The following is a 23,053-nucleotide window of genomic DNA, read 5'->3' on the forward strand; positions in this document are numbered from 1 at the left end:
TTTCTCCCGACAGAATCTACACTTAGCTAAAAAACCAGCAAGGAAAATGCTATGCGTGTGCTGCCCATGATTGCGGTTGTTGCCGCCTCGTTTCTGGTTGTTGCCTGTAGCACGCCAACGCCGCCGCCAGGCGTGACGGTAGTCAGTCCATTTGATACCCAGCGCTATCTTGGCACCTGGTATGAAATAGCCCGCTTCGACCATCACTTTGAAAGCGGCCTTGAAAAAGTGACCGCCACCTACAGCCTGCGCGGCGATGGCGGACTGGACGTGGTGAATAAAGGCTATAACCCCGACCGGGGTGTGTGGCAGAAAACCGATGGCGTGGCCTACTTCACCGGCCAGCCGACCCGCGCAGCGCTGAAAGTCTCCTTTTTCGGCCCGTTCTACGGCGGCTACAACGTGATAGCCCTGGATAAAGATTATCGCTATGCGCTGGTCTGCGGGCCAGACCGCGATTATCTCTGGCTGCTGGCGCGCACGCCGAAAATAGCACCGGAAGTGAAACAGCAGATGCTGGACATTGCCACCCGACAGGGCTTCGACGTCAGCAAACTTATCTGGGTTAACCAGCGCTATTAGTCAGTGCGCGCTGATTTTCAGCCCGATAATACCGACAACGATGCACGCCAGGCTGGCAATACGCATGGCGCTGGCGGATTCGCCCAGCAGGACAATGCCGGCGAGCGCCGCGCCTACCGCGCCAATTCCCGTCCACACCGCATAGGCGGTGCCGACAGGCAGCGTTTTCATCGCCCATGACAGCAGCGCCATGCTAAGTACCATAGCCACAATGGTGATCACGCCTGGCAGCAGGCGGCTAAAACCGTGGGTGTATTTCAGACCAACCGCCCAGACCACTTCCAGCAGACCGGCGATAAACAAAATAAACCAGGACACAGGACTCCCTCGATGGGGCCGTCCCCGAATGCGATACGCTTACAGGTCGTCCCGTAAGGTGTGGATGAAAGCACAGAGATTATAGCCAGCAGAACGAACGATGAAAAGAACGGTACGGCCAGTCACCGTACCGTCAGGGTCTATTGCTGAGCTTTTGTCGCAGCCCCAGAAATGGCACTGCCGCCTTCTGAAATATCCTGGCCCACACCACGTGTTGTATTACATGCGGTCAGCACAGAAGAGAGGGCCAAAACCGTAAAGAACGCTGCAATTGCTTTTTTCACCATAATGTCATCCTTATTACCAGTTTTAGTTATCGTGCCCTATAAGCATAGACAACCTGACCCAGGATGACGGAATCTCAGCGTTTTTTAAGAGAAAAAGAGAAGATGACACGGCAGGTGTAAGCGAAACGGTACAGTGAGGTGGCCATGTAGCAAAAAGAACGGGTAAAAAGGCGCTTAGCTGACCGCACGCGAAATCGCATGTCCCAGCCCCTGGATGTCTTCACCAACGCCGCGCGCGGTATTGCATCCGGTGAGCAACATTGCGCTCAGAGAGAGCAGCAGCAGCAGTTTTATCGCGTTGTTCATCTTCCCTGCCTGCGGTTTGCTTAACGGCTTATAGCAGGCGCAGCAGCGTGCTGCGCCAACCCTGTATGGCATGAATTACTTCACGCGGGATACGTATTCGCCAGAGCGGGTATCCACTTTGATGACTTCGCCAATCTGCACGAACAGCGGAACTTTAACCACTGCGCCAGTAGACAGCGTCGCCGGTTTACCGCCGGTACCTGCGGTATCACCTTTCAGGCCTGGATCGGTTTCCACGATTTCCAGCTCAACGAAGTTCGGCGGGGTGACGGAGATAGGCTGACCGTTCCACAGGGTCACGATGCACTCAGCCTGATCCAGCAGCCATTTTGCGTTATCGCCTACGGCTTTCCCATCGGCAGCCAGCTGCTCGAAAGTGGAGTTATTCATGAAGTGATAGAACTCACCGTCGTTGTACAGGTAGGTCAGGTTCATATCCACAACGTCTGCGCCTTCGGCGGAATCGGTAGATTTGAAGGTTTTCTCTACGCGAGTTCCGGTCAGCAGACGGCGCAGCTTAACGCGCGCAAAAGCCTGGCCTTTGCCTGGTTTCACGAATTCACTGGCTTCAACGGCATAAGGTTCGCCGTCCATCATGATTTTAAGACCGGCACGAAAATCGTTGCTATAGTAAGTCGCCATAAGGCCCTCTAAATTTGTTAATTGGTAGCTAAGCCACAAAATGGCGCATATTGTAACCCTAAATACCCCATCCAGAGAAGATTGGTTAACGCAACTTGCAGATGTTGTGACCAGTCCCGATGAACTGCTGCATCTTTTAAATGTAGACGCTGACGCGAACTTGCTGGCGGGACGCGAGGCAAAGCGCCTCTTCGCCCTGCGCGTGCCGCGGGCATTTATCGCCCGCATGGAGCCGGGAAACCCCAACGATCCCCTGCTTCGTCAGGTACTTACCTCGCAAGATGAGTTTATTTCAGCGCCGGGGTTTTCCACCGATCCGCTGGAGGAACAGCACAGCGTCGTACCCGGTCTGCTGCATAAATACCGCAACCGGGCGCTGCTGCTGGTCAAGGGCGGCTGCGCGGTAAATTGCCGCTATTGCTTCCGCAGACACTTCCCTTATGCCGAAAATCAAGGCAATAAGCGTAACTGGCAGGCGGCGCTGGCGTACATTGCCGAACATCCGCAGCTCGATGAGATCATTTTTTCCGGCGGCGATCCGCTGATGGCAAAAGATCATGAGCTGGACTGGCTGCTCACCCAGCTGGAAGCGATCCCGCACATTAAGCGTCTGCGCATTCACAGTCGCCTGCCTGTGGTCATCCCGGCGCGGATTACCGATGCGCTGGCCGCTCGCTTTGCCAGCTCCTCGCTGCAGGTGCTGCTGGTCAATCATATCAACCACGCCAATGAGATCGACGCTGATTTCCGCGCCGCGATGGCGAGTTTGCGCCAGGCCGGCATCACGCTGTTGAATCAAAGCGTTCTGCTGCGCGGCGTCAACGACAATGCACACACGCTGGCCGCGCTGAGCAATGCCCTGTTCGATGCGGGCGTCATGCCCTATTACCTGCATGTGCTGGATAAAGTCCAGGGCGCGGCCCATTTTATGGTCGAAGACGAAGAGGCCCGGGCGATTATGCGCGAACTGCTGACTCTGGTTTCAGGTTATATGGTGCCAAGACTGGCGCGGGAAATTGGCGGTGAGCCAAGTAAGACGCCGCTGGATTTGGGCTTAAAGCAACATGCGTGAAAAGGTCTGCCGGGGAAAGCTGGCAGACCTTCGATTCACAGACTGACTGAACGCGCGGAGATAGCCCGGGTCCCTTTTACCCTCGACGGGAGAGGCCCGGAATCAAATCAGTTCGGGCACTTATAGACCTGGCCGTTCATTTCGCTGTCGGTCGGCACAAAGCTCGACAGCAGGTTCTGCGTCGGGCTGCTCACGCCATAAATCACGTTGCCGCCCATCGCCGCAGCCTGGTTGCGCAGCGCGTTTGCCGCGCCACGCATGGAGCCGCCTTCGTCACCGTTATGCCCGGACAGCCAGTTGCTCTGCTTGCCCGTCGCGGTCCCCAACAGCTGGCAATCCGCACCCGGCTTATCTTCAACAAAGCGTACGCTCTGTCCGCCTGAGCTCAGTTCGTTGCTGGAACTGCAACCCGCTAACAATAATGCTGCGCCGACAATCCCTGCTAAATATCTTACCTGCATGTTATTCCCCATGATCAATGAGCTGGACGCGCTGGCCCGGATGTACACCTTATACTAAAAAGCTGAGAAAAAGAAAAACCCCCGAGCATTTCTGCCCGGGGGTTTCTCATTTTTCGCGAGATGCTGATTTAATCGAATAATTCAGGTCGCAGGCAAACGGCAAGTCTATGATTCCCCGGGAGCTTACATGAGTAAGTGACCGGGTGAATAAACGCAGCCAACGCACCTGCGGCTTGAAGTATGAAGATTAAATTACATCATGCCGCCCATACCACCCATGCCGCCCATACCGCCAGCAGCGCCTAAGTCAGGGGCGTCGCTTTTCGGCAGGTCAGTAACCATGCACTCGGTGGTGATCATCAGACCAGCAACGGATGCGGCGTACTGCAGAGCAGAACGGGTCACTTTAGTCGGGTCGAGGATACCGAAGTCGATCATGTTGCCGTATTCTTCAGTTGCCGCGTTATAACCGTAGTTGCCTTCACCCGCTTTCACGTTGTTAGCAACTACAGACGGTTCTTCGCCGGCGTTGGACACGATCTGACGCAGCGGAGCTTCCATTGCGCGCAGCGCAACTTTGATACCGACGTTCTGATCTTCGTTCTGAGCGGTCAGGCCAGCCAGTTTAGCGGCAACGCGAACCAGCGCTACGCCACCACCAGCAACCACGCCTTCTTCTACCGCAGCACGGGTTGCGTGCAGGGCATCGTCAACGCGCGCTTTTTTCTCTTTCATTTCAACTTCGGTCGCTGCACCGACTTTGATTACCGCAACACCGCCAGCCAGTTTCGCTACGCGCTCCTGCAGTTTTTCACGGTCGTAGTCAGAAGTCGCTTCTTCGATCTGCTTACGGATCTGAGCAACGCGGCCCTGAATTGCGCCTTCTTCACCCACGCCATCGATGATGGTGGTGGTGTCTTTGTTGATGACAACGCGTTTCGCCTGACCCAGGTCTTCCAGAGTCGCTTTTTCCAGCTCCATACCGATCTCTTCAGAGATAACGGTACCGCCGGTCAGGGTCGCGATATCCTGCAGCATCGCTTTACGACGGTCGCCAAAGCCCGGTGCTTTAACAGCAGCGACTTTCACGATACCGCGCATGGTGTTGACCACCAGAGTTGCCAGCGCTTCGCCTTCAACGTCTTCAGCGATGATAACCAGCGGTTTGCCTGCTTTCGCAACGGCTTCCAGAACCGGCAGCATTTCGCGGATGTTGGAGACTTTTTTGTCAGCCAGCAGGATGAACGGGCTTTCCAGTTCAACAGCGCCAGTTTCCGGCTTGTTGATGAAGTACGGGGACAGGTAGCCGCGGTCGAACTGCATACCTTCAACCACGTCCAGTTCGTCTTCCAGACCGGTACCGTCTTCAACGGTGATCACGCCTTCTTTACCGACTTTGTCCATCGCTTCCGCGATCAGTTTACCTACGGTTTCATCGGAGTTAGCGGAGATGGTACCCACCTGGGCAATCGCTTTAGAGTCGGAGCACGGTACGGACAGAGTTTTCAGTTCTTCAACGGCAGCCACGACAGCTTTGTCGATACCGCGTTTCAGATCCATCGGGTTCATGCCAGCAGCAACGGCTTTCAGACCTTCTGCGATGATAGCCTGAGCCAGTACGGTTGCAGTGGTGGTACCGTCGCCTGCAGCGTCGTTCGCTTTAGAGGCAACTTCTTTCACCATCTGCGCACCCATGTTTTCGAACTTGTCTTCCAGCTCGATTTCACGCGCTACGGAAACACCATCTTTGGTGATGGTCGGTGCACCGAAAGATTTATCCAGAACCACGTTACGGCCTTTCGGGCCCAGGGTCACTTTCACTGCATCTGCCAGTACGTTCACGCCGCGCAGCATTTTTACACGAGCGTCATTACCGAATTTTACGTCTTTAGCTGCCATTTTTTCTATTCCTCAAATTCGTTCAGTTTCGCGCGCGAATTACGCTTCAACAATTGCCAGAATGTCGCTTTCAGACATGATCAGCACTTCTTCATTGTCGATTTTTTCAGATTTCACACCGTAGCCGTCGTTGAAAATAACGATGTCGCCAACTTTAACGTCCAGCGGCTGCACAGTGCCGTTTTCCAGGATGCGGCCCTTACCGACAGCGATGATTTCGCCACGAGTTGATTTGGCTGCCGCAGAACCGGTCAGAACGATGCCGCCTGCAGATTTGGTTTCAACTTCTTTACGTTTGACGATCACACGATCATGTAACGGACGAATACTCATTGATAGCTCTCCTTTGAGAAAGTCATTATCAGTTATGGGTGACACCGGCCCGTATACGGTTTTCCGGCTAGTGCCTGAGAGATGGGGGTGGGTTTTCGCGCTTCAAGGGGGAAAGTTAAAAAAAATTTTTCCTTGTGTGCTGACGCACAGAAACAGCTGCGGGTCTGCCCACCGTCATAAGCAAAAACGATTGTGATACCATTGCTTTTTTGTCAGGGCAGGATGGCATTATGAGTGGTTTAAAACAGGAGTTAGGTCTGGCTCAGGGAGTGGGGCTGCTTTCTACGTCGCTGCTCGGCACCGGCGTCTTCGCCGTTCCCGCTCTTGCCGCGCTGGTGGCGGGAGATAACAGTCTGTGGGCCTGGCCCGCGCTCATTCTGCTGGTCTTCCCGATCGCCATCGTCTTTGCCGTACTTGGCCGCCATTTCCCCAGCGCGGGCGGCGTGGCGCACTTCGTCAATATGGCGTTTGGTTCACGTATGGAACGCGTTACCGGCTGGCTATTTTTGTCGGTTATCCCGGTAGGGTTACCCGCCGCCCTGCACATCGCTACTGGCTTCGGCCAGGCGCTATTTGGCTGGCACGACAGCCAGCTGCTGCTTGCGGAGCTGGGTACGCTGGCCATCGTCTGGTGGGTCGGGTCGCGCGGCGCAAGCTCCAGCGCCAATCTACAAACGCTGGTCGCGGCCCTCATCGTCGCGCTGATCGTCGCTATCTGGTGGCGCGGCGGGATTAGCCCGGCGCAAATCCCTTTTCCGGCGCCGGAAGACATCGATAGTTCACAGCTTTTCTCCGCCCTGTCGGTGATGTTCTGGTGTTTTGTCGGTCTTGAAGCCTTTGCCCATCTGGCAGCGGAATTTAAACGCCCGGAGCGCGATTTCCCCCGCGCATTGTTGATAGGCCTGCTGCTGGCGGGCTCCGTTTACTGGGCCTGTACCGTACTGGTCCTGCATTTTCACGCCTTCGGCGACAATATGGCCGCCGCCGCATCGCTGCCCAATATCGTGGTGCGCCTGTTTGGTGTGCAGGCGCTGTGGATCGCCTGCGTCATTGGCTATCTCGCCTGCTTCGCCAGCCTCAATATCTATATCCAGAGCTTTGCCCGCCTGGTCTGGTCGCAGGCGCAGTACAAACCGGAAAGCTACCTCGCCCGCCTTTCGCCGCAGCAAATCCCACGCAATGCGCTCAACGTCGTGCTGGGCTGCTGTGTCATCAGCACGCTCGGCATCTACTGGCTGGATATCAACCTTGATGCGCTGATCGTCTATGCCAACGGCATCTTCATTATGATTTATCTGCTGTGTATGCTGGCGGGCTGCCGGTTGCTGCGGGGACGCTATCGGGTGCTGGCGCTCATCGGGAGCCTGCTCTGTCTGCTGTTGCTGGCGATGGTCGGCTGGAAAAGCCTCTACGCCCTGCTGGTTATGGCGGCGCTGTGGCTATGGCTGCCAAAGCGCCATACGACGGCGCTTTCCCACCATCATCGCCACTAAAACATGCCATAAAAAAAGCCGGACAGCGCAACGCAATCCGGCTCATCATTATTAGCGCCGCGTCAGCGCGGCCCGCAGGCTTAGCGGTCGTCTTTGTGATCCAGACGGTCGCGCTCTTCATCTTTGCGCTGATACTCCCCGTCAAAGGTCTCACCGCCTCCGGTTCCCGCGCTAAAACCACCGCCTGGCATCCGGCTAAAGCGCAGGTGCGGCATCAGCTTCAGGGTCAGGTGTTTTTGCACCGGCGGCAGCAGGAGCAGCAGGCCGAGGAAATCGGTAAAGAACCCCGGCAGCAAGAGCAGCAGGCCAGCGATAATCAGCGATACGCTTTTAATCATTTCTGCCGCCGGGCTTTCACCCGCCGCCATTTTCTGCTGCATCAGCATAAAGTTTTTAAAGCCCTGGTTGCGCACCAGCGACATACCGACCACCGAGCTGAAGATAACCAGAATCAGCGTCAACAGAACGCCGAGCACGTGAGCCACCTGGATAAAGATCGATATCTCAATGTAAACGTATAAAAAAATGGCAATTAACGGAATCCAACGCACTGGCGTCTCCTTCATTAGCGGGGTTCACTATCGGCCCCCGCAGTCATCGGTGTGCTTTTCGCATCACATTAATATTGGGCTAAAACGGCACATTTCAATCGGCAGAAACGCTTATTTTTTTCCACGAACGGCAAAGCGGTGACTCATTTCACAGATTAATAATTCTTATACTCTTCTCGACATAATAAGTGATCAAGGTTGCTGACATTCGCTATCATCAGCATATGATCGTGGGCACCGGGCCGATTAAGGAAATAATCTTCGGCAAGAAAATGCGCAAAACCCCATAAATTCTGCGTGTTTGGTGAATTCATTGGCAGCTTGAAAAAGAAGGTTCACATGTTAAACAACATTCGTATCGAAGAAGATCTGTTGGGTACCAGGGAAGTTCCAGCTGACGCCTACTATGGTGTTCATACTCTGAGAGCGATTGAAAACTTCTACATCAGCAATAGCAAAATCAGCGATATCCCGGAGTTCGTGCGCGGCATGGTGATGGTCAAAAAGGCCGCCGCGATGGCCAACATGGAACTGCAAACCATCCCTAAAAGCGTCGCGAAGACCATTATTGCCGCCTGTGATGAAGTGCTGAATAACGGTAAATGCATGGACCAGTTCCCGGTTGATGTGTTCCAGGGCGGCGCAGGGACTTCCGTCAACATGAACACCAACGAAGTGCTGGCCAACATTGGCCTTGAGCTGATGGGCCATCAGAAAGGCGAATACCAGTATCTGAACCCGAACGACCACGTTAACAAATGCCAGTCCACCAACGATGCCTACCCGACCGGTTTCCGTATTGCGGTTTATGCCTCCCTGCTGAAATTAACCGACGCCATCAACCAGCTGGGCGACGGCTTCCAGAATAAAGCCGTCGAATTCCAGGATATCCTGAAAATGGGTCGCACCCAGCTGCAGGACGCCGTGCCGATGACGCTCGGCCAGGAGTTCCACGCATTTAATGTTCTGCTGAATGAAGAAATCAAAAGCATTCTGCGCACCGGAGAGCTGCTGCTCGAAGTTAACCTCGGCGCCACCGCCATCGGTACGCGCCTGAATACGCCGGATGGCTACCAGCAGCTGGCGGTACAAAAACTGGCGGAAGTCAGCGGCCTGCCGGTGATTCCGGCGGAAGACCTGATTGAAGCCACCTCCGATTGCGGCGCCTATGTGATGGTACATAGCTCGCTGAAACGTCTGGCGGTGAAACTGTCCAAAATCTGTAACGACCTGCGCCTGCTCTCTTCCGGCCCGCGCGCCGGTCTGAATGAAATCAACCTGCCGGAGCTGCAGGCAGGTTCCTCCATCATGCCAGCCAAAGTGAACCCGGTGGTGCCGGAAGTGGTCAACCAGGTTTGCTTTAAAGTTATCGGCAACGACACCACGGTGACCATGGCGTCGGAAGCCGGTCAGCTGCAGCTTAACGTGATGGAGCCGGTGATCGGCCAGGCGATGTTTGAATCCATCCACATTCTGACCAACGCCTGCTACAACCTGCTGGAAAAATGCGTTAACGGCATCACCGCCAACAAAGCGGTGTGCGAAGGCTATGTGTATAACTCCATCGGTATCGTCACCTACCTCAACCCGTTTATCGGCCACCACAATGGCGATATCGTCGGCAAAATTTGCGCCGAAACCGGCAAGAGCGTAAGGGAAGTGGTTCTGGAGCGTGGATTGCTGACCGAAGCGGAGCTGGACGATATTTTCTCTCCGCAAAACCTGATGCATCCGGCCTATAAAGCGAAGCGTTATACCGATGAAAGCGAACAGTAATCTTTCAGGTTAAACGACCCAAAGGCATGTCAGCGATGACATGCCTTTTTTGCTTTTTTAGATTTACCAAATCACAACAATTCAATATCAACTTGTTAAAAAACAAGGAAGGCGTATATGTTTGGTGCAGAACTCGTGATTGTCCTGCTGGCGATTTACCTTGGGGCCAGGCTCGGCGGTATCGGCATCGGCTTTGCCGGTGGTCTGGGCGTTCTCGTCCTGACGCTCCTCTTTCAAATCAAGCCTGGCGCGATCCCCTTCGACGTCATCGAAATCATCATGGCGGTGATCGCCGCTATTGCCGCCATGCAGGTGGCCGGCGGCATGGATTATCTGGTCAGCCTTGCCGAACGTATGCTCAGACGCCATCCGAAATACATTACCTTCCTTGCTCCGCTGGTCACCTGGTTTATGACCGTTCTCGCGGGAACCGGCCATACCGCGTTCTCTACCCTACCGGTGATTACCGAGGTCGCGAAGGAGCAGGGCATTCGCCCGTCTCGTCCGCTCTCTATCGCCGTCGTCGCCTCGCAGATTGCCATTACCGCCTCGCCGATTTCCGCTGCGGTGGTCTTTTTTGCCGGGATCCTCGAACCGCTGGGCGTGAGCTATCTGACGCTGCTGGCCATCTGTATTCCGGTGACGCTGATTGCGGTGATGATCACGGCGGTAGTGTGTAACTTCCTCGGCTGCGAACTGAAAGACGACCCGATTTATCAGGAGCGCCTGGCAAAAGGTGAAGTGAAGCTGCGCGGGAGCCAGGTATTTGAGCTGAAGCCGCATGCCAAACGTTCCGTCCTGCTGTTCCTGATCGGCATCGTGGCGGTCATGTTCTACGCCACCGCCATCAGCGATACCGTCGGGCTGATTCAGAACCCGGTGCTGCCGCGTAACGAAGCGATCGTGGTGTTCATGCTGACCATCGCCACGCTGATTAGCGTCACCTGTAAAATCGACACCAGCGAAGTGCTCAACGCCAGCACCTTTAAATCCGGGATGAGCGCCTGCGTCTGCGTGCTGGGCGTCGCCTGGCTCGGCGATACCTTCGTCAAAGCGCATATCTCCGACATCCAGACCGTGGCCGGCGATCTGCTGCACAACTATCCGTGGCTGCTGGCGGTGGTGCTGTTTTTCGCCGCGACCCTGCTCTATTCCCAGGCCGCAACCACCAAAGCGCTGATGCCGGCGGCGCTGCTGCTTGGCGTCACCCCGCTGACCGCCATCGCCTCGTTTGCTGCCGTCTCCGCGCTGTTCGTGCTGCCGACCTACCCTACGCTGCTGGCGGCGGTAGAAATGGACGATACCGGATCAACGCGCATCGGCAAGTATGTCTTTAACCATGCGTTCCTGATCCCCGGGGTGATTGCCATTACCCTGTGCGTCATCCTGGGCTTTATTATCGGCGGCATCATGCTGTAAATCTGCTTAAATTCGGGCCAGTTTCTGGCCCGTTGCATTATTCCCCTCACCGTGCGTGCTATAGTGCCTCTTTTCGCTGATACGAGGTTCACGATGACTACGCCTGATGCTGTTGTTGTTCTCTGTACCGCGCCGGATGAAGCCACCGCCCAGGATCTGGCGGCCAAAGTGCTGGCCGAAAAGCTCGCCGCCTGTGCCACCCTCCTGCCTGGAGCGACCTCTCTCTACTACTGGGAAGGCAAGCTGGAGCAGGAGTATGAAGTGCAAATGCTGCTGAAAACCGACCAGGCTCACCAGCAGGCGTTACTGGATTGCCTGAAGTCCCATCACCCGTATCAACCCCCCGAATTACTGGTTTTACCCGTCACTCACGGAGACACTGATTATCTCTCATGGCTCAACGCATCATTACGCTGATTTTGCTGCTGTGCAGCACATCCGCTTTCGCCGGCTTATTTGACGCCCCCGGACGCTCTGACTTTGTTCCCGCAGAGCAGGCTTTTGCCTTTGATTTCCAGCAGAGCCAGCGGGACGTCAACCTGACCTGGCAAATCAAAGAGGGTTACTATCTTTATCGCCAGCAGATCAAACTGACGCCGGCGAATGCCACGCTCGCCGCAATGGAGCTGCCGCCCGGTACGTGGCATGAGGATGAGTTTTACGGCAAAAGTGAGATTTACCGCCAGCGGCTGACCGTCCCGGTCACACTGAGCCAGGCGGAAAAAGGCGCCACGCTCACCGTGACCTGGCAGGGCTGCGCCGACGCGGGTTTCTGTTATCCGCCGGAGACGAAAGTGGTGCCGCTTCGCACGGTGCTGGCCGTATCCGGCAGCGAATCGGTCCCCGCCCATCCGACGTTCCCCTCATCCGGACAACCCAAATTTAATCCGCCGCTGCCGGTTGAAAAGCGTCCTGAGCTGGCAACAAAAAGCGAGCCGCCAGCCCCGCAGTCTCCTCGGCAAGAGAAGCGCGGCGCAGGCGATAATGCGCCTGCCAGCCTGCCCTTCTCCGCGCTATGGGCACTGCTGATTGGTATTGGTATCGCCTTTACCCCGTGCGTGCTGCCGATGTATCCGCTGATCTCGGGGATTGTCCTCGGCGGCAAGCAGCGGCTCTCAACCGGGCGCGCGCTGCTGCTGGCATTTATCTACGTGCAGGGGATGGCGCTTACCTATACCGCGCTGGGGCTGGTGGTCGCCGCCGCCGGTTTGCAGTTTCAGGCGGCGTTGCAGCATCCGTATGTACTGATTGGCCTGTCAGCGGTCTTTATCCTGCTGGCGCTGTCGATGTTTGGTCTGTTCACGCTGCAGCTGCCCTCATCGCTGCAAACCCGCCTGACGTTGATGAGCAACACGCGCCAGGGCGGTTCACCCGGCGGCGTTTTTGCGATGGGAGCCATTGCCGGTCTGATCTGTTCGCCTTGCACCACCGCGCCGCTGAGCGCCATCCTGCTGTATATTGCCCAGAGCGGCAATCTGTGGCTCGGCGGCGGCACGCTGTATTTGTATGCGCTGGGCATGGGGCTGCCGCTGATCCTGGTCACCGTATTTGGCAACCGCCTGCTGCCGAAGAGCGGCCCGTGGATGAGCCATGTGAAGACCGCGTTCGGTTTTGTGATCCTTGCGCTTCCGGTCTTTTTGCTGGAGCGTATCGTCGGCGAACTCTGGGGTTTGCGTCTGTGGTCGCTGCTGGGCGTCGCCTTCTTTAGCTGGGCTTTTATTACCGCACTCGGCGCCTCCCGTGCCTGGCTGCGCATCGTGCAAATCATTCTGTTCGCTGCGGCGCTGGTCAGCGCGCGTCCGCTGCAGGACTGGGCTTTTGGCGAGCCGGTCGCCCGGCAGCAGTCACCGCTGGCTTTTACGCGCATCAGTAACGTCGCGGAGCTCGATCAGGCACTGGCGCAGGCCAGGGGTAAACCGGTGATGCTCGACCTGTACGCCGACTGGTGCGTCGCCTGCAAAGAGTTCGAAAAATACACCTTTAGCACCACCGAAGTACAACAGGCCCTGAAAGGGACCGTTCTGCTGCAGACAGATGTGACGAACAACAGCGCCGAAGATGTGGCCCTGCTGAAACACCTGAAGGTGCTCGGCTTGCCGACCATTCTGTTCTTTAATACACAGGGCGAAGAACAGCCTGCGCAGCGCGTGACTGGGTTTATGGATGCGGCGACATTCAGCGCCCATTTGCACGATTGGCAACCGTGAACGACACTTTAGGAGGAAAAATGGAGGAGAAGACCGTGCAACGTGAAGATGTCCTGGGTGAAGCCATACGCATTCTCGAAATTGAAGGTATTGCCAACACCACGCTGGAAATGGTCGCCGAACGCGTCTCTTACCCGCTCGCTGACCTCAAACGCTTCTGGCCCGATCGTGAAGCGTTGCTGTACGATGCGCTACGTTACCTCAGTCATCAGGTTGATGTCTGGCGCCGTCAGCTGCTGCTCGACGATACGCTCACGCCGGAGCAAAAGCTGCTGGCGCGCTACGGCGCATTAACCCAATGCGTGAGCAACCATCGCTATCCCGGCTGCCTGTTTATTGCCGCCTGCACCTTTTATCCGGATCCCCGGCACCCTGTTCATCAGCTGGCGGAGCAACAAAAGCAGGCTTCTCTGGCCTACACCCACGAGTTACTGACGCAGCTGGAAATTGACGACCCGGCGATGGTGGCGAAACAGATGGAGCTTATCATTGAAGGCTGCCTGAGCCGTCTGCTGATAAAACGCAGTCAGACCGATGTCGATACCGCCCAACGTCTGGCGGAAGATATTCTGCGCTTTGCCCAATGTCGCGCGGGTGGCGCATTAACCTGATTGCGCATTGACCGGCGATACGCCGCATACATCTCCCCGGAAGAGGACGCGTCAGAGTAGCCGCGTCCCGAATAATCGGGCCGTAGGTCGTCGAAAGCCGCACGGATTGTCAACAGAGATGCAACTTGAAGTGCGAAGGGTATAATTCCCCCTACACCGATATGTCTACAGGGATTTATATGCGTCCTCTCCTATGGGCTGCCATCATGGGGCTATGCTCTGCATCGCTCCAGGCCGCGCCTGTTCAAGGTTTTTCTTTCGCGCATAAAGACTGGGAGGTCGCCTGCGATAACACCGGCACCTGTCGGGCCGCAGGTTATGGCGTCAACACGGGAGAAATCAGCGTCCTGTTGACCCGTAACGCGGGCGCCGGGCAGCGCGTAAGCGCTCAGATGACCTTCGCCCAGACCGATCATGATATTCCCCAGGACGCCACGGTTACCCTGCTGATCGACGATCAGGATCGCGGTACGCTTGAGGCCAAAGACGACAGCCATTTCCGCTTCGATAGCAGTCAAACGGCCGCCCTGATTCAGGCGCTGGAGCATGACAGTAACATCGAGATCGCCCTTAACGGCCAGCGTAAACCGCTCTCCAGCGCGGGGAGCAGCGCGGTGTTTCTGAAGATTGATGAGTTCCAGCAGCGTCTGGGCACCGCAGATGCGCTGGTGCGAAAAGGCAATGCCGACGATGACAACACGCTCAGCGCCGTTGCGGCGCCGGAAATTATCGCCGCCCCGACGATCCGCAACGCCCAGAGCGAACCGCTGACGGCAAAGCAGCGGCAGAAGCTGCTACCGGAGCTGATCCCGTTGCTGAACAGCCATTGTGATGACTGGCAAAATAAAGATATTCCGTCTCAGGAGCGGCAGATAACCACAACCCCTCTCGATAAAACCCATTCGCTCATCGAAGCACTGTGCTGGCGTGCCGCCTATAACGACGGGTACGCCATGTGGGTAGTGGAGAATACTCCGCTCGCCAAACCACAGCTCATTACCACCGATGCATCCAGCTATGCCGATGGCACGATCACCTTTTTCAATAAGGGGCGTGGCATCGCCGACTGCGTCAACGGCGAGGAGCGGGTCTGGGACGGCAAAACCTTCGTGCAGAGTCTGAAATACACGACCGGTATGTGTCGTGAAATCACGCCTGGCGGCACCTGGATGCTGCCCACGTTCGTCAGTCAGGTGCGGCCAAAACAGCAGAAGGATGCCGATAATCTGGCGCTCAAGGCGCTGTATAACGCCGTGCTGAAAGAGCAAAAGAGCAACCCGGAACTGGCGTTGAAAAAGGTTGCCGAACAGTTCCCGCTCACCGGGCATGTCACGAACTTTACGCTGACCTACGCGGATGACACTCTGGTATCGACCAACAAACCCGCGCTCGATATCAGCGACGATGAGTGGCAGGCTTTTCTTCATTCCGATATCAGCGCTGACTCAGAAAACGGTAAGGTCAGCTTCACGCTGGTCGATCTTGATAATGACGGTAAGCGCGATTTAATCATCGACAGCTATATCGGCGGGACCGGGCTCTTTAGCTACACCGGCGTGCTGAGACGGGGAGAGAACACCTTTGATACCGTCGATCACAGCGATACCGATGACGACGATGATTTTGACGCTGGCGTCCCCGGAGCGCTGTTTTCGCTCAACGGGCGCGGCGCCAATCAGTGGAACCAGTGGGTCAGAATCAACGGCCAGGTGTATGCGCTGTGGTACAACGGCCAGTTCGGCGAAGATAACCTGTATCTGCTGCGCCCCTTCAGCCCGACGGACAGGAGTCCTGCCGTAACGATTCGCTATCGCTACAAGCTGGAGACGCTAAGTTCACCGGAACAAGGTCAGCCGCTGACACCGGCGCTCAGCGCACAGGATCGCGACGATTTACTCAAATCGCTGGAACTGATGCAAAGCAACCTGCTGAAAGATAAAAAAGGTCACGCGGAAGAGGGGCCCATCTGCCCTATCCCACCCGGTACGTCATCAGATGAAGCAGATAACTACTACAGCGGCGTCACCTCTTACTACGTCTATGAAACGGTGGCCTATATCCCCGTCTGGCTCGCTGGCAAATGCTTTATTGGCACCGTCATCAGCCATCATGGCGCCTACCGCCACGGCGTCGATGCGGAGATTATGATAAGCTCGCCGCGGGAAGACGAAGACCTCATCGGCGGCTACTCCATATCCGGATTGCGCCACGTAATTTCTGCCGTCAGCGGCTGGAGAACCCGCGAGGGCGACAACGGGATGATGTGATGAACCAGCAAAACGCCCCTTTCGCGGCAAAATTGCCGCAAAGTTAAGCAATCAGCAGGGAAATCAAGAAATGTGGTTGACGCGCATGATGGATTACGGTTTAATGCGCCCCGTTGCCCGGATAGCTCAGTCGGTAGAGCAGGGGATTGAAAATCCCCGTGTCCTTGGTTCGATTCCGAGTCCGGGCACCACTATTTAAAGAAACCAGCCTACGGGCTGGTTTTTTGCTTTCTACAGTACGGACTCTCCATCGAACTTCGTTCGATTATTCGCGGCAAGCCGCTCACCCCTTTGGGGCCAGCGCGACAAGCGCGCTGTTCAACGCCTGCGGCGTTAGTCCGAGTCCGGGCACCACTATTTAAAGAAACCAGCCTACGGGCTGGTTTTTTGCTTTCTACAATACGGACTCTCCATCGAACTTCGTTCGATTATTCGCGGCAAGCCGCTCACCCCTTCGGGGCCAGCGCGACAAGCGCGCTGTTCAACGCCTGCGGCGTTAGTCCGAGTCCGGGCACCACTATTTAAAGAAACCAGCTTAACGGCTGGTTTTTTGCCTTCTACAATACGGACTCTCCATCGAACTTCGTTCGATTATTCGCGGCAAGCCGCTCACCCCTTCGGGGCCAGCGCGACAAGCGCGCTGTTCAACGCCTGCGGCGTTAGTCCGAGTCCGGGCACCACTATTTAAAGAAACCAGCCTACGGGCTGGTTTTTTGCTTTCTACAGTACGGACTCTCCATCGAACTTCGTTCGATTATTCGCGGCAAGCCGCTCACCCCTTCGGGGCCAGCGCGACAAGCGCGCTGTTCAACGCCTGCGGCGTTAGTCCGAGTCCGGGCACCACTATTTAAAGAAACCAGCCTACGGGCTGGTTTTTTGCTTTCTACAGTACGGACTCTCCATCGAACTTCGTTCGATTATTCGCGGCAGGCCGCTCACCCCTTCGGGGCCAGCGCGCGATACAGAACTCTTCCACAGACTTTTCCCACTTTTTGCACGGCGTACAAAGTTGCGCTATCTCGCCATTGCCGGCAATCAGCACGTTACCATCTCAGACTACCTCCCTTCACACTGCCCGTAGCGTCAGAGCGCCCTCTTATCGCCAGTTCCCGCTTAGCCCCCGTTATAGCCGCAGGTCCCGCTTAGAAATCCGCGACTGCGGCATATGATAAGCGACACCTGATAGAGTTCGTCACCGTAGCGATAGCTTTCATTTTAGAGTTTAAACCTTACTCTCTGAGGTCCCACTCTCACTGATGACGGGTAGCACAGTCTGAAAGCAGCGTTTCAACGCCAGAATAAATATTCTGCTTGTTGGCAATCCAACATAAATGACGGGATAAAAAACATTCTGATATCAGGAGGTGAATCTATTGCTCCTGAATAATTAAAATTCGCTGAAAGTTAACATTATTTTCGCGGAGCCCTTTCAGGCCCCGCGAATTATTTTATTTTAACATTGACTTCACTTTCCGGGCCACCCGGCGAACCAGACTGGTGCCTCGTCTTGCGCCCTGGACATGAATTGCTTCATACAGAGCATTAAAGCGGTCATGGGCCCAACCATCTCTCTGCTGAGAAATAAGACCATCAACCTTATTATTTAAAAGCTGTAACTCATTACTGACTGAATGACTGCCATTAATGCTGCGCAACCGACTCACTTCGCTCTCAAGCTCATGAATCTTTTCGAGGTAGGAAGGCATCAACCCCATTGCATAGTTATATTTAACATTCTCATCCATAAATGGACGGAAACTACGGTAGTTGTTTTTACTCTTATTTCCACTTAACAACATGCCGGAGTTTGCAACTCTATACCAAAATAGAGGCTCCGGGACGACTTGCAATTTATATCCCTGTAACGATACTTTGGCAAAAAACTCCCAGTCTTCATGACCTAAACCGTAATCCTCAGTAAATCCACCCACTTTTTCGAAAACTTCTTTTCTGATCAGCGCATTAGCATCGCCAAAGCAGTTACTAAAGCTGGCGATATTTAAATCAGGTCCTAACGGAAGCCAGCAGTGCGTCATTTTACGGAACGGAGAAGGGAACTCCTCACCAAAAATAAGATCGCTTGGTGTGGTTAACACATCGGCCCCGGAGTTTAATGCTGCCGTAACAAACGTTTCCACCTCAAAAGGCTTAGCGACATTATCATCATCCATAAACATCAGATATTCGCCGGAGGCGTGTCGCGCAGCCAAATTCCTTGCAGCGCCCAGATAGTTATTAGAACTACGGACGATTTTCCAGCCTCGTGAGTTAAAGTCATTCTCGATGAGATTCAAATAACGATGAGACTCTTCTGTCGTACTTCCATCATCGACCAGGATAACCTCAATATTTTGGTACGTCTGAGATTTTATTGAGGCGAGTGCTTGCTGGAGCAAATGGTGACGTTCGAAGTGAGTGATACACACGCTAACTAATGGGCTGTTAGCTTCATCGATTTTCTTGAATACGCAGTTGTTTTTTCGTTCAACTGCGGCAAACCAGGCTTCTTTAATATTTTCTTGTGATTCAACAAGCCCTGGTTTGATATTTATATTTTTTAACCGATAGTGAATTTTACCGTATAAATCGACAGGTGTAGGAGTAAACAGAACCTCCGCATGATGTTCCTGCGGAATAAGCTCTGGAATTCCGCCAACGTTTGAGGCGAGGAAATTAACGTTATTAATCAAGCATTCATAAACGGTATAGGGTGAGTTTTCTACAAGCGATGGGATGATGACTAATACATTTTTTCTTTTTATATATTCGTTGGCATTGGTACGATCATAATCGCTGATGATATTAACTGCGAGTCCCAAATTTTTAGTCTGATTCATAATATAGGTAAATGAATCAGTTTTCCCCATAGTGACATTTTTTCCGAGGAAGGTTACACCAGAGACGGTCTCTTTATCTTCGTCAGATAGTTTTCTTAATGCGCGGAGGAATATATCAAGCCCTTTACGGGTTTCAAGCCGGCCGAAAAATACAAGCTCAACGCCAGAAGCTGGTTTTTCATTTGTTTTAACTATAACATCGCTTCTTGTTTCAAACCCTTGAAATGGCTCACAATTTAAAATGACATGGCGTTCTTCAGGTACATTCCAGTGCTTACTCAACATCCAGTCAATTAAATACTGAGACGGACTAACAACTTCATCCGCCATCTCAACCACCATTTTCTCCATATAATAGAGTTCAAGATGATTCTGATCATATGGGAGCTGGTAATTACCTTCATCAGCCCATAACGTTGAGCTGTGAGTATTTACAATGAACTTCGTGTTTTCAAAATCAGTACCATTCTTTTTACTTAATAAAGTGTAATAAAGATCTGCCTGCCATTCACAAGAAATAACAGTGTCATAGATATTATTTTCTTTCAACCATAGCAAAATTGAATAGCTTTTCCTTCTAAAATAAGGCGCATCAATATTAATCTCTTTTACCAGCCCGGTGCTTAGCAGATTGATACCAAAGGTACTATAAATACGTGACCAGTCGCTAAATTTTGATACAGATGATTCCGAATAGTCACCACATGTATACAATACATCGACATCATACCCCTTTTTTGCCAAAGTAGTGGCAAGGGCAGTGAAAGCAGTACCAATGCCGCCGTTACGGACAGGCCCCTCAATGTCCGGCGTCATTATAAGAACTTTCTTCATTGTAATCTTTCCTTAGTAACCTAGACTTTTCTATAATAATGAGTGAGTTGAAGTAGTATAAGATAGCAATCGGTAGCTTCTGTTAAACAGGATAAAAAATGGCCAATGCAGAGTTAAAATTTGATTTATTTCTAAAATCCTATCATCCATCTCATCGATTTGTCTATAAGGCAAACCCTGGTAATGCTGGTGATGGCGTGATTGCATCTGCGACGTATGATTTTTTCGAACGAAATGCTCTTACCTATGTCCCTTACAGAGATGACGAGCACTACAACTCTGATACTGATATTTTAATTTTTGGCGGCGGAGGAAACTTGATAGAAGGATTGTATTCTGAAGGTCGTGACTTTATCCACAATAATATTAAAAAATTTCATAAAGTAATAATCATGCCGTCGACAATCAGAGGGTATAGCGATTTATTCACCAGCAACATTGATAAGCTAGTTGTTTTTTGCCGAGAAAATACCACTTTCGATTATATTAAATCTCTCAACTACGAAACAAACAAGAACGTATTCATTACTGATGATATGGCATTTTATCTCGATCTTAGTAAATACCTGTCACTTAAACCTGTCTATAAAAAACAGGCCAATTGCTTCAGAACGGACTCCGAATCGCTAACTGGAGACTATAAAGAAAACAACCATGATATTTCGCTCACCTGGAACGGCGACTATTGGGATAATGAATTTCTGGCGCGCAACTCTACCCGTTGCATGATAAATTTTCTTGAAGAGTATAAAATTGTCAACACCGACAGACTGCATGTGGCAATTTTAGCATCTCTGCTTGGTAAAGAAGTAAACTTCTATCCTAACTCATACTACAAAAATGAAGCTGTTTATAATTATTCACTTTTGAATCATTATCCAAAAACATGCTTTATTACGACAAGTTGAAAAAGGCAGCGTATAATAATACGCTGCCTGAAAATCACATAACTGCTACAGCATTATTAATTATTGCCTGCCAGCCTTCACGCGAGTACTCATTCGCACGACTATAGTCTGCAAATCTATCGATTACCGCAGTAAAAAAGTTATCAGTGACTTTAGTGATTTCGCCGACCTTTGAACTATCCGCATCACTTTTCACGTACAGTATTTTACTGTTACCATGTTTCTTAAACTCCTTTGATAGTGCCAATGCAATATCATCAAGATTATTGCCATTACTTTTTACGACAAAAATTTTATTTTCATCAGCAAGGCTTTTTCTGAACTTATCAGTTAAATATTTAATCTTATCCATTTCTTTTTTATAAATAAGATTATTTTCCTGCTCAGGATAACGCCAGGACCAGCAATCATTTATATTGTCACTATACATTTCAGTATGAAAACAAAGGTCATGTTTTTGGTCAAGCACCATATCCTGCCAGGAAGGTGTCAAGTTTTCATAAATATAAAAATCTGCAAAATCAGATTCTATTAACTTTAGAAGAGCATGATAGTTTTTTATTAATGTCCAGCGAAACAAGCTTCCTTCATCATAACCTGACTCTCTTAGAAAGAAAGCAAACTCACAATTATCGCCAAGACTTTCGAAACGCTGTAATTTATTCATCATTGTTTTCCAAAGGGGGAATTGAATGATTATACAATACGGCACGTCTCGCTAACACCAAAAATGTCGCCAGAAGCATTTCGTTTGAAACTGCGCATCGCGATTAGCTCGCGACATGCGCATCAGCCAGACATCGCCCTGCCAGGCTGGCGCCCGGCCTCCAGATGGGCTTCCGCAGTTTCCAGCTCAGGCGACAGCAGCAGGTTTGAACTGGCTACCGCAGCCCCGCAGTAATCAAAAATCCCGTGGACAATTTGCGCATTAAAAGCATCGCTAAACCATGCTTATCATACGTTTTCTGGCTCGCTGCGCCTAACGCAACCAGATTTACCCGCAGACGACCCAGCTTCTTCAGCACCTTGCCATCGGCGGTCTCCTCATAGACCCAACCGCTGGAAAACACCCGATCGCTCCAGCCTTTTAGCAGACCAGACATCGACCACCAGTAAACGGGAAAGACCAGAACCAGCGCCAGACGGCGCGAATGGATGAAATACTGCGCAACACTGAACCCAATGCGGAGAAGCTGGCTTCGGCGATCGCCAACGCCTGTATTGAGTGCGTGCTGATCCAGGGGCGCGAGATGCCTAGTGTCATGGCCGCGCTGCTGCCAACGCTAACAAGAAGCGCCCGCCGCCAGGCGGACGCTCGATTATCAGCCACCGGCCTTCTTAATCGCCGCATCCAGCGAGTCTTTATCCGCAAGCCCCGGGAAGACGGTGATCGTGGCTTCGGTGGCGCCGGTAGTCGGCATCACGATCACGCCCGGCGTTCCGCTTAAGCCAATCTCCTGCGCCAGCTGGTTGGTGCTCTCGAGGACCGCCTCAACATCCGGCGCTTTCCCGGCGTCGAAATTCACTTTCTTCGCCTGCTGCTGCACATCCGCAGCCGTCAGCTTCCCTTCGTTACGCCCGGTGGCATAAATCCCGTTATGGTAGGTCAGATAAGCTTCTGCACCCTTCTGCTGATAAATTTGCAGGCCGGTCTTCGCTGCCGTCAGCGAAGCCTCCCAGCGACTGCCGAAAATGGGCCACTCTTTAAACGCAAACCGGGTCTGCGGATTTTCTTTAATCACCTGCTCCATTACCGGCGCCAGGCGGCTACAGTAAATACACTGATAATCAAAGAATTCGATCACGGTCACCTTGCCATTCGCCGGTCCGTAGGTTGGGGTATTTTTATCCTGGGTCAGCGCAGCCTGGTTTTTAATCACGGCCTGAGTGGCCGCGCTCGCCTGCTGTTCTTGCTGAATCTGCTGAAGCTTCTGACTCGCCTGGAGCAGCACCTCAGGATGTGCGACTAAATAATCCGCGGCAATTTTGCCAATGCGGGCTTCCTGCTCCGGGGTAAAGGTTGCTTCGGGCGCCTGTGCGGCAATGGCCAAAACCGGAAGCAGCGAGACGCCCAGCAGCGCGCCAGTCAATATTTTTTTCGTACCAGCCATGAGGATAATCCTTGCGATGAGTAAACGGCAGGTGGGTGTGACAAAACAAAGTACCACCCTTTTCCGGTGAATCATCCCGGCACGATGCATTGATTCGTAACTTTATTTTTCAAAATCACGCCAGGGCAACTCCCGCGCT

General features: G+C 53.0%; 21 protein-coding genes, 1 tRNA gene and 2 pseudogenes. 12 read left to right on the forward strand and 12 right to left on the reverse strand.

The features are described from left to right. Positions 1 to 51: 51 nt before the first annotated feature. A complete protein-coding gene (locus Electrica_RS23190; RefSeq protein ID WP_141965526.1) occupies positions 52 to 582 on the forward strand; it encodes a lipocalin family protein in 531 nt (176 codons plus the stop codon). Here the strand turns inward: Electrica_RS23190 and sugE are convergent, their stop codons facing one another. The 4 genes from sugE to efp form a co-directional block, all read right to left on the reverse strand. Next, complete coding sequence (sugE, locus tag Electrica_RS23195; protein ID WP_100685752.1) at positions 583 to 900, reverse strand: quaternary ammonium compound efflux SMR transporter SugE; 318 nt, start codon at positions 898 to 900, stop codon at positions 583 to 585. 140 nt (positions 901 to 1,040) lie between these two features. Further along, the gene (gene ecnB, locus Electrica_RS23200; RefSeq protein WP_004097935.1) at positions 1,041 to 1,187 is read right to left on the reverse strand and encodes a lipoprotein toxin entericidin B; all 147 of its coding nucleotides are present in this window, start codon (positions 1,185 to 1,187) and stop codon (positions 1,041 to 1,043) included. 174 nt (positions 1,188 to 1,361) lie between these two features. After that, positions 1,362 to 1,493, reverse strand: coding sequence for an entericidin A/B family lipoprotein (locus tag Electrica_RS23205; protein ID WP_100685753.1), 132 nt, complete (start codon positions 1,491 to 1,493; stop codon positions 1,362 to 1,364). A gap of 75 nt (positions 1,494 to 1,568) precedes the next feature. Then, entirely contained in the window at positions 1,569 to 2,135 is a 567-nt protein-coding gene (efp, locus tag Electrica_RS23210) for an elongation factor P (RefSeq protein WP_100685754.1), read from the reverse strand. Between the two features lie 40 nt (positions 2,136 to 2,175). On the opposite strand from efp, the gene epmB reads away from it, so the two are divergent. Next, on the forward strand, positions 2,176 to 3,207 hold the full coding sequence (gene epmB / locus Electrica_RS23215) for an EF-P beta-lysylation protein EpmB (protein WP_141965528.1): 1,032 nt from the start codon (positions 2,176 to 2,178) through the stop codon (positions 3,205 to 3,207). A 107-nt stretch (positions 3,208 to 3,314) separates the two neighbouring features. On the opposite strand, the gene Electrica_RS23220 is transcribed toward epmB, so the two are convergent. The 3 genes from Electrica_RS23220 to Electrica_RS23235 form a co-directional block, all read right to left on the reverse strand. Beyond that, a complete protein-coding gene (locus Electrica_RS23220; protein WP_100685756.1) occupies positions 3,315 to 3,668 on the reverse strand; it encodes a DUF4156 domain-containing protein in 354 nt (117 codons plus the stop codon). A gap of 252 nt (positions 3,669 to 3,920) precedes the next feature. After that, entirely contained in the window at positions 3,921 to 5,567 is a 1,647-nt protein-coding gene (groL, locus tag Electrica_RS23230) for a chaperonin GroEL (RefSeq protein ID WP_100685757.1), read from the reverse strand. Positions 5,568 to 5,606: 39 nt separating this feature from the next. Beyond that, positions 5,607 to 5,900 (reverse strand): co-chaperone GroES, encoded by a 294-nt coding sequence (locus Electrica_RS23235; RefSeq protein WP_003855929.1) that lies wholly within the window; start codon positions 5,898 to 5,900, stop codon positions 5,607 to 5,609. A 230-nt stretch (positions 5,901 to 6,130) separates the two neighbouring features. On the opposite strand from Electrica_RS23235, the gene yjeH reads away from it, so the two are divergent. Continuing rightward, positions 6,131 to 7,393 carry an L-methionine/branched-chain amino acid transporter gene (gene yjeH, locus Electrica_RS23240; protein ID WP_131049378.1) on the forward strand — a complete coding sequence of 421 codons (1,263 nt, stop codon included), beginning with the start codon at positions 6,131 to 6,133 and terminating at the stop codon, positions 7,391 to 7,393. 80 nt (positions 7,394 to 7,473) lie between these two features. Here yjeH and Electrica_RS23245 read toward each other — a convergent pair whose 3' ends face one another. After that, a complete protein-coding gene (locus tag Electrica_RS23245) occupies positions 7,474 to 7,944 on the reverse strand; it encodes an FxsA family protein (RefSeq protein ID WP_131049377.1) in 471 nt (156 codons plus the stop codon). Positions 7,945 to 8,283: 339 nt separating this feature from the next. Here Electrica_RS23245 and aspA point away from each other — a divergent pair, with 339 nt between their 5' ends. From aspA to Electrica_RS23280, 7 genes are all read left to right on the forward strand, one after another. Further along, the gene (gene aspA / locus Electrica_RS23250; protein ID WP_131049376.1) at positions 8,284 to 9,720 is read left to right on the forward strand and encodes an aspartate ammonia-lyase; all 1,437 of its coding nucleotides are present in this window, start codon (positions 8,284 to 8,286) and stop codon (positions 9,718 to 9,720) included. Positions 9,721 to 9,837: 117 nt separating this feature from the next. Then, positions 9,838 to 11,139, forward strand: a complete 1,302-nt coding sequence (locus Electrica_RS23255; protein WP_131049375.1) for an anaerobic C4-dicarboxylate transporter — start codon at positions 9,838 to 9,840, stop codon at positions 11,137 to 11,139. A gap of 93 nt (positions 11,140 to 11,232) precedes the next feature. Then, entirely contained in the window at positions 11,233 to 11,556 is a 324-nt protein-coding gene (gene cutA / locus Electrica_RS23260; RefSeq protein ID WP_141965530.1) for a divalent cation tolerance protein CutA, read from the forward strand. Continuing rightward, entirely contained in the window at positions 11,532 to 13,346 is a 1,815-nt protein-coding gene (locus tag Electrica_RS23265) for a protein-disulfide reductase DsbD (RefSeq protein ID WP_141965532.1), read from the forward strand. The genes cutA and Electrica_RS23265 overlap by 25 nt, the downstream gene beginning before the upstream one ends. A gap of 35 nt (positions 13,347 to 13,381) precedes the next feature. Beyond that, entirely contained in the window at positions 13,382 to 13,957 is a 576-nt protein-coding gene (locus Electrica_RS23270; RefSeq protein WP_100685799.1) for a transcriptional regulator, read from the forward strand. Between the two features lie 179 nt (positions 13,958 to 14,136). After that, positions 14,137 to 16,224 carry a DUF1176 domain-containing protein gene (locus Electrica_RS23275; RefSeq protein WP_141965534.1) on the forward strand — a complete coding sequence of 696 codons (2,088 nt, stop codon included), beginning with the start codon at positions 14,137 to 14,139 and terminating at the stop codon, positions 16,222 to 16,224. 115 nt (positions 16,225 to 16,339) lie between these two features. Further along, a tRNA-Phe gene (locus tag Electrica_RS23280) sits at positions 16,340 to 16,415 on the forward strand. Positions 16,416 to 17,672: 1,257 nt separating this feature from the next. On the opposite strand, the gene Electrica_RS23285 is transcribed toward Electrica_RS23280, so the two are convergent. Continuing rightward, positions 17,673 to 19,895 (reverse strand): glycosyltransferase, encoded by a 2,223-nt coding sequence (locus tag Electrica_RS23285; protein WP_100686287.1) that lies wholly within the window; start codon positions 19,893 to 19,895, stop codon positions 17,673 to 17,675. Positions 19,896 to 19,993: 98 nt separating this feature from the next. On the opposite strand from Electrica_RS23285, the gene Electrica_RS23290 reads away from it, so the two are divergent. Continuing rightward, positions 19,994 to 20,803 (forward strand): polysaccharide pyruvyl transferase family protein, encoded by an 810-nt coding sequence (locus Electrica_RS23290; protein ID WP_131049906.1) that lies wholly within the window; start codon positions 19,994 to 19,996, stop codon positions 20,801 to 20,803. 34 nt (positions 20,804 to 20,837) lie between these two features. Here Electrica_RS23290 and Electrica_RS23295 read toward each other — a convergent pair whose 3' ends face one another. Further along, complete coding sequence (locus Electrica_RS23295) at positions 20,838 to 21,473, reverse strand: hypothetical protein (RefSeq protein WP_228267380.1); 636 nt, start codon at positions 21,471 to 21,473, stop codon at positions 20,838 to 20,840. A gap of 119 nt (positions 21,474 to 21,592) precedes the next feature. Then, a pseudogene (locus Electrica_RS23300) lies at positions 21,593 to 21,942 on the reverse strand (NAD(P)H-dependent oxidoreductase); the annotation flags it as partial. On the opposite strand from Electrica_RS23300, the pseudogene Electrica_RS29010 reads away from it, so the two are divergent. Further along, positions 21,925 to 22,086 (forward strand): annotated as a pseudogene (locus tag Electrica_RS29010) (TetR/AcrR family transcriptional regulator); the annotation flags it as partial. The pseudogenes Electrica_RS23300 and Electrica_RS29010 overlap by 18 nt on opposite strands. A gap of 39 nt (positions 22,087 to 22,125) precedes the next feature. On the opposite strand, the gene Electrica_RS23310 reads toward Electrica_RS29010, so the two are convergent. Continuing rightward, positions 22,126 to 22,914, reverse strand: a complete 789-nt coding sequence (locus Electrica_RS23310; RefSeq protein WP_141965536.1) for a DsbA family protein — start codon at positions 22,912 to 22,914, stop codon at positions 22,126 to 22,128. Positions 22,915 to 23,053: the final 139 nt, after the last annotated feature.

The sequence above is a fragment of the Klebsiella electrica genome, assembly GCF_006711645.1.
In the GTDB taxonomy this organism is placed as follows: domain Bacteria; phylum Pseudomonadota; class Gammaproteobacteria; order Enterobacterales; family Enterobacteriaceae; genus Klebsiella; species Klebsiella electrica.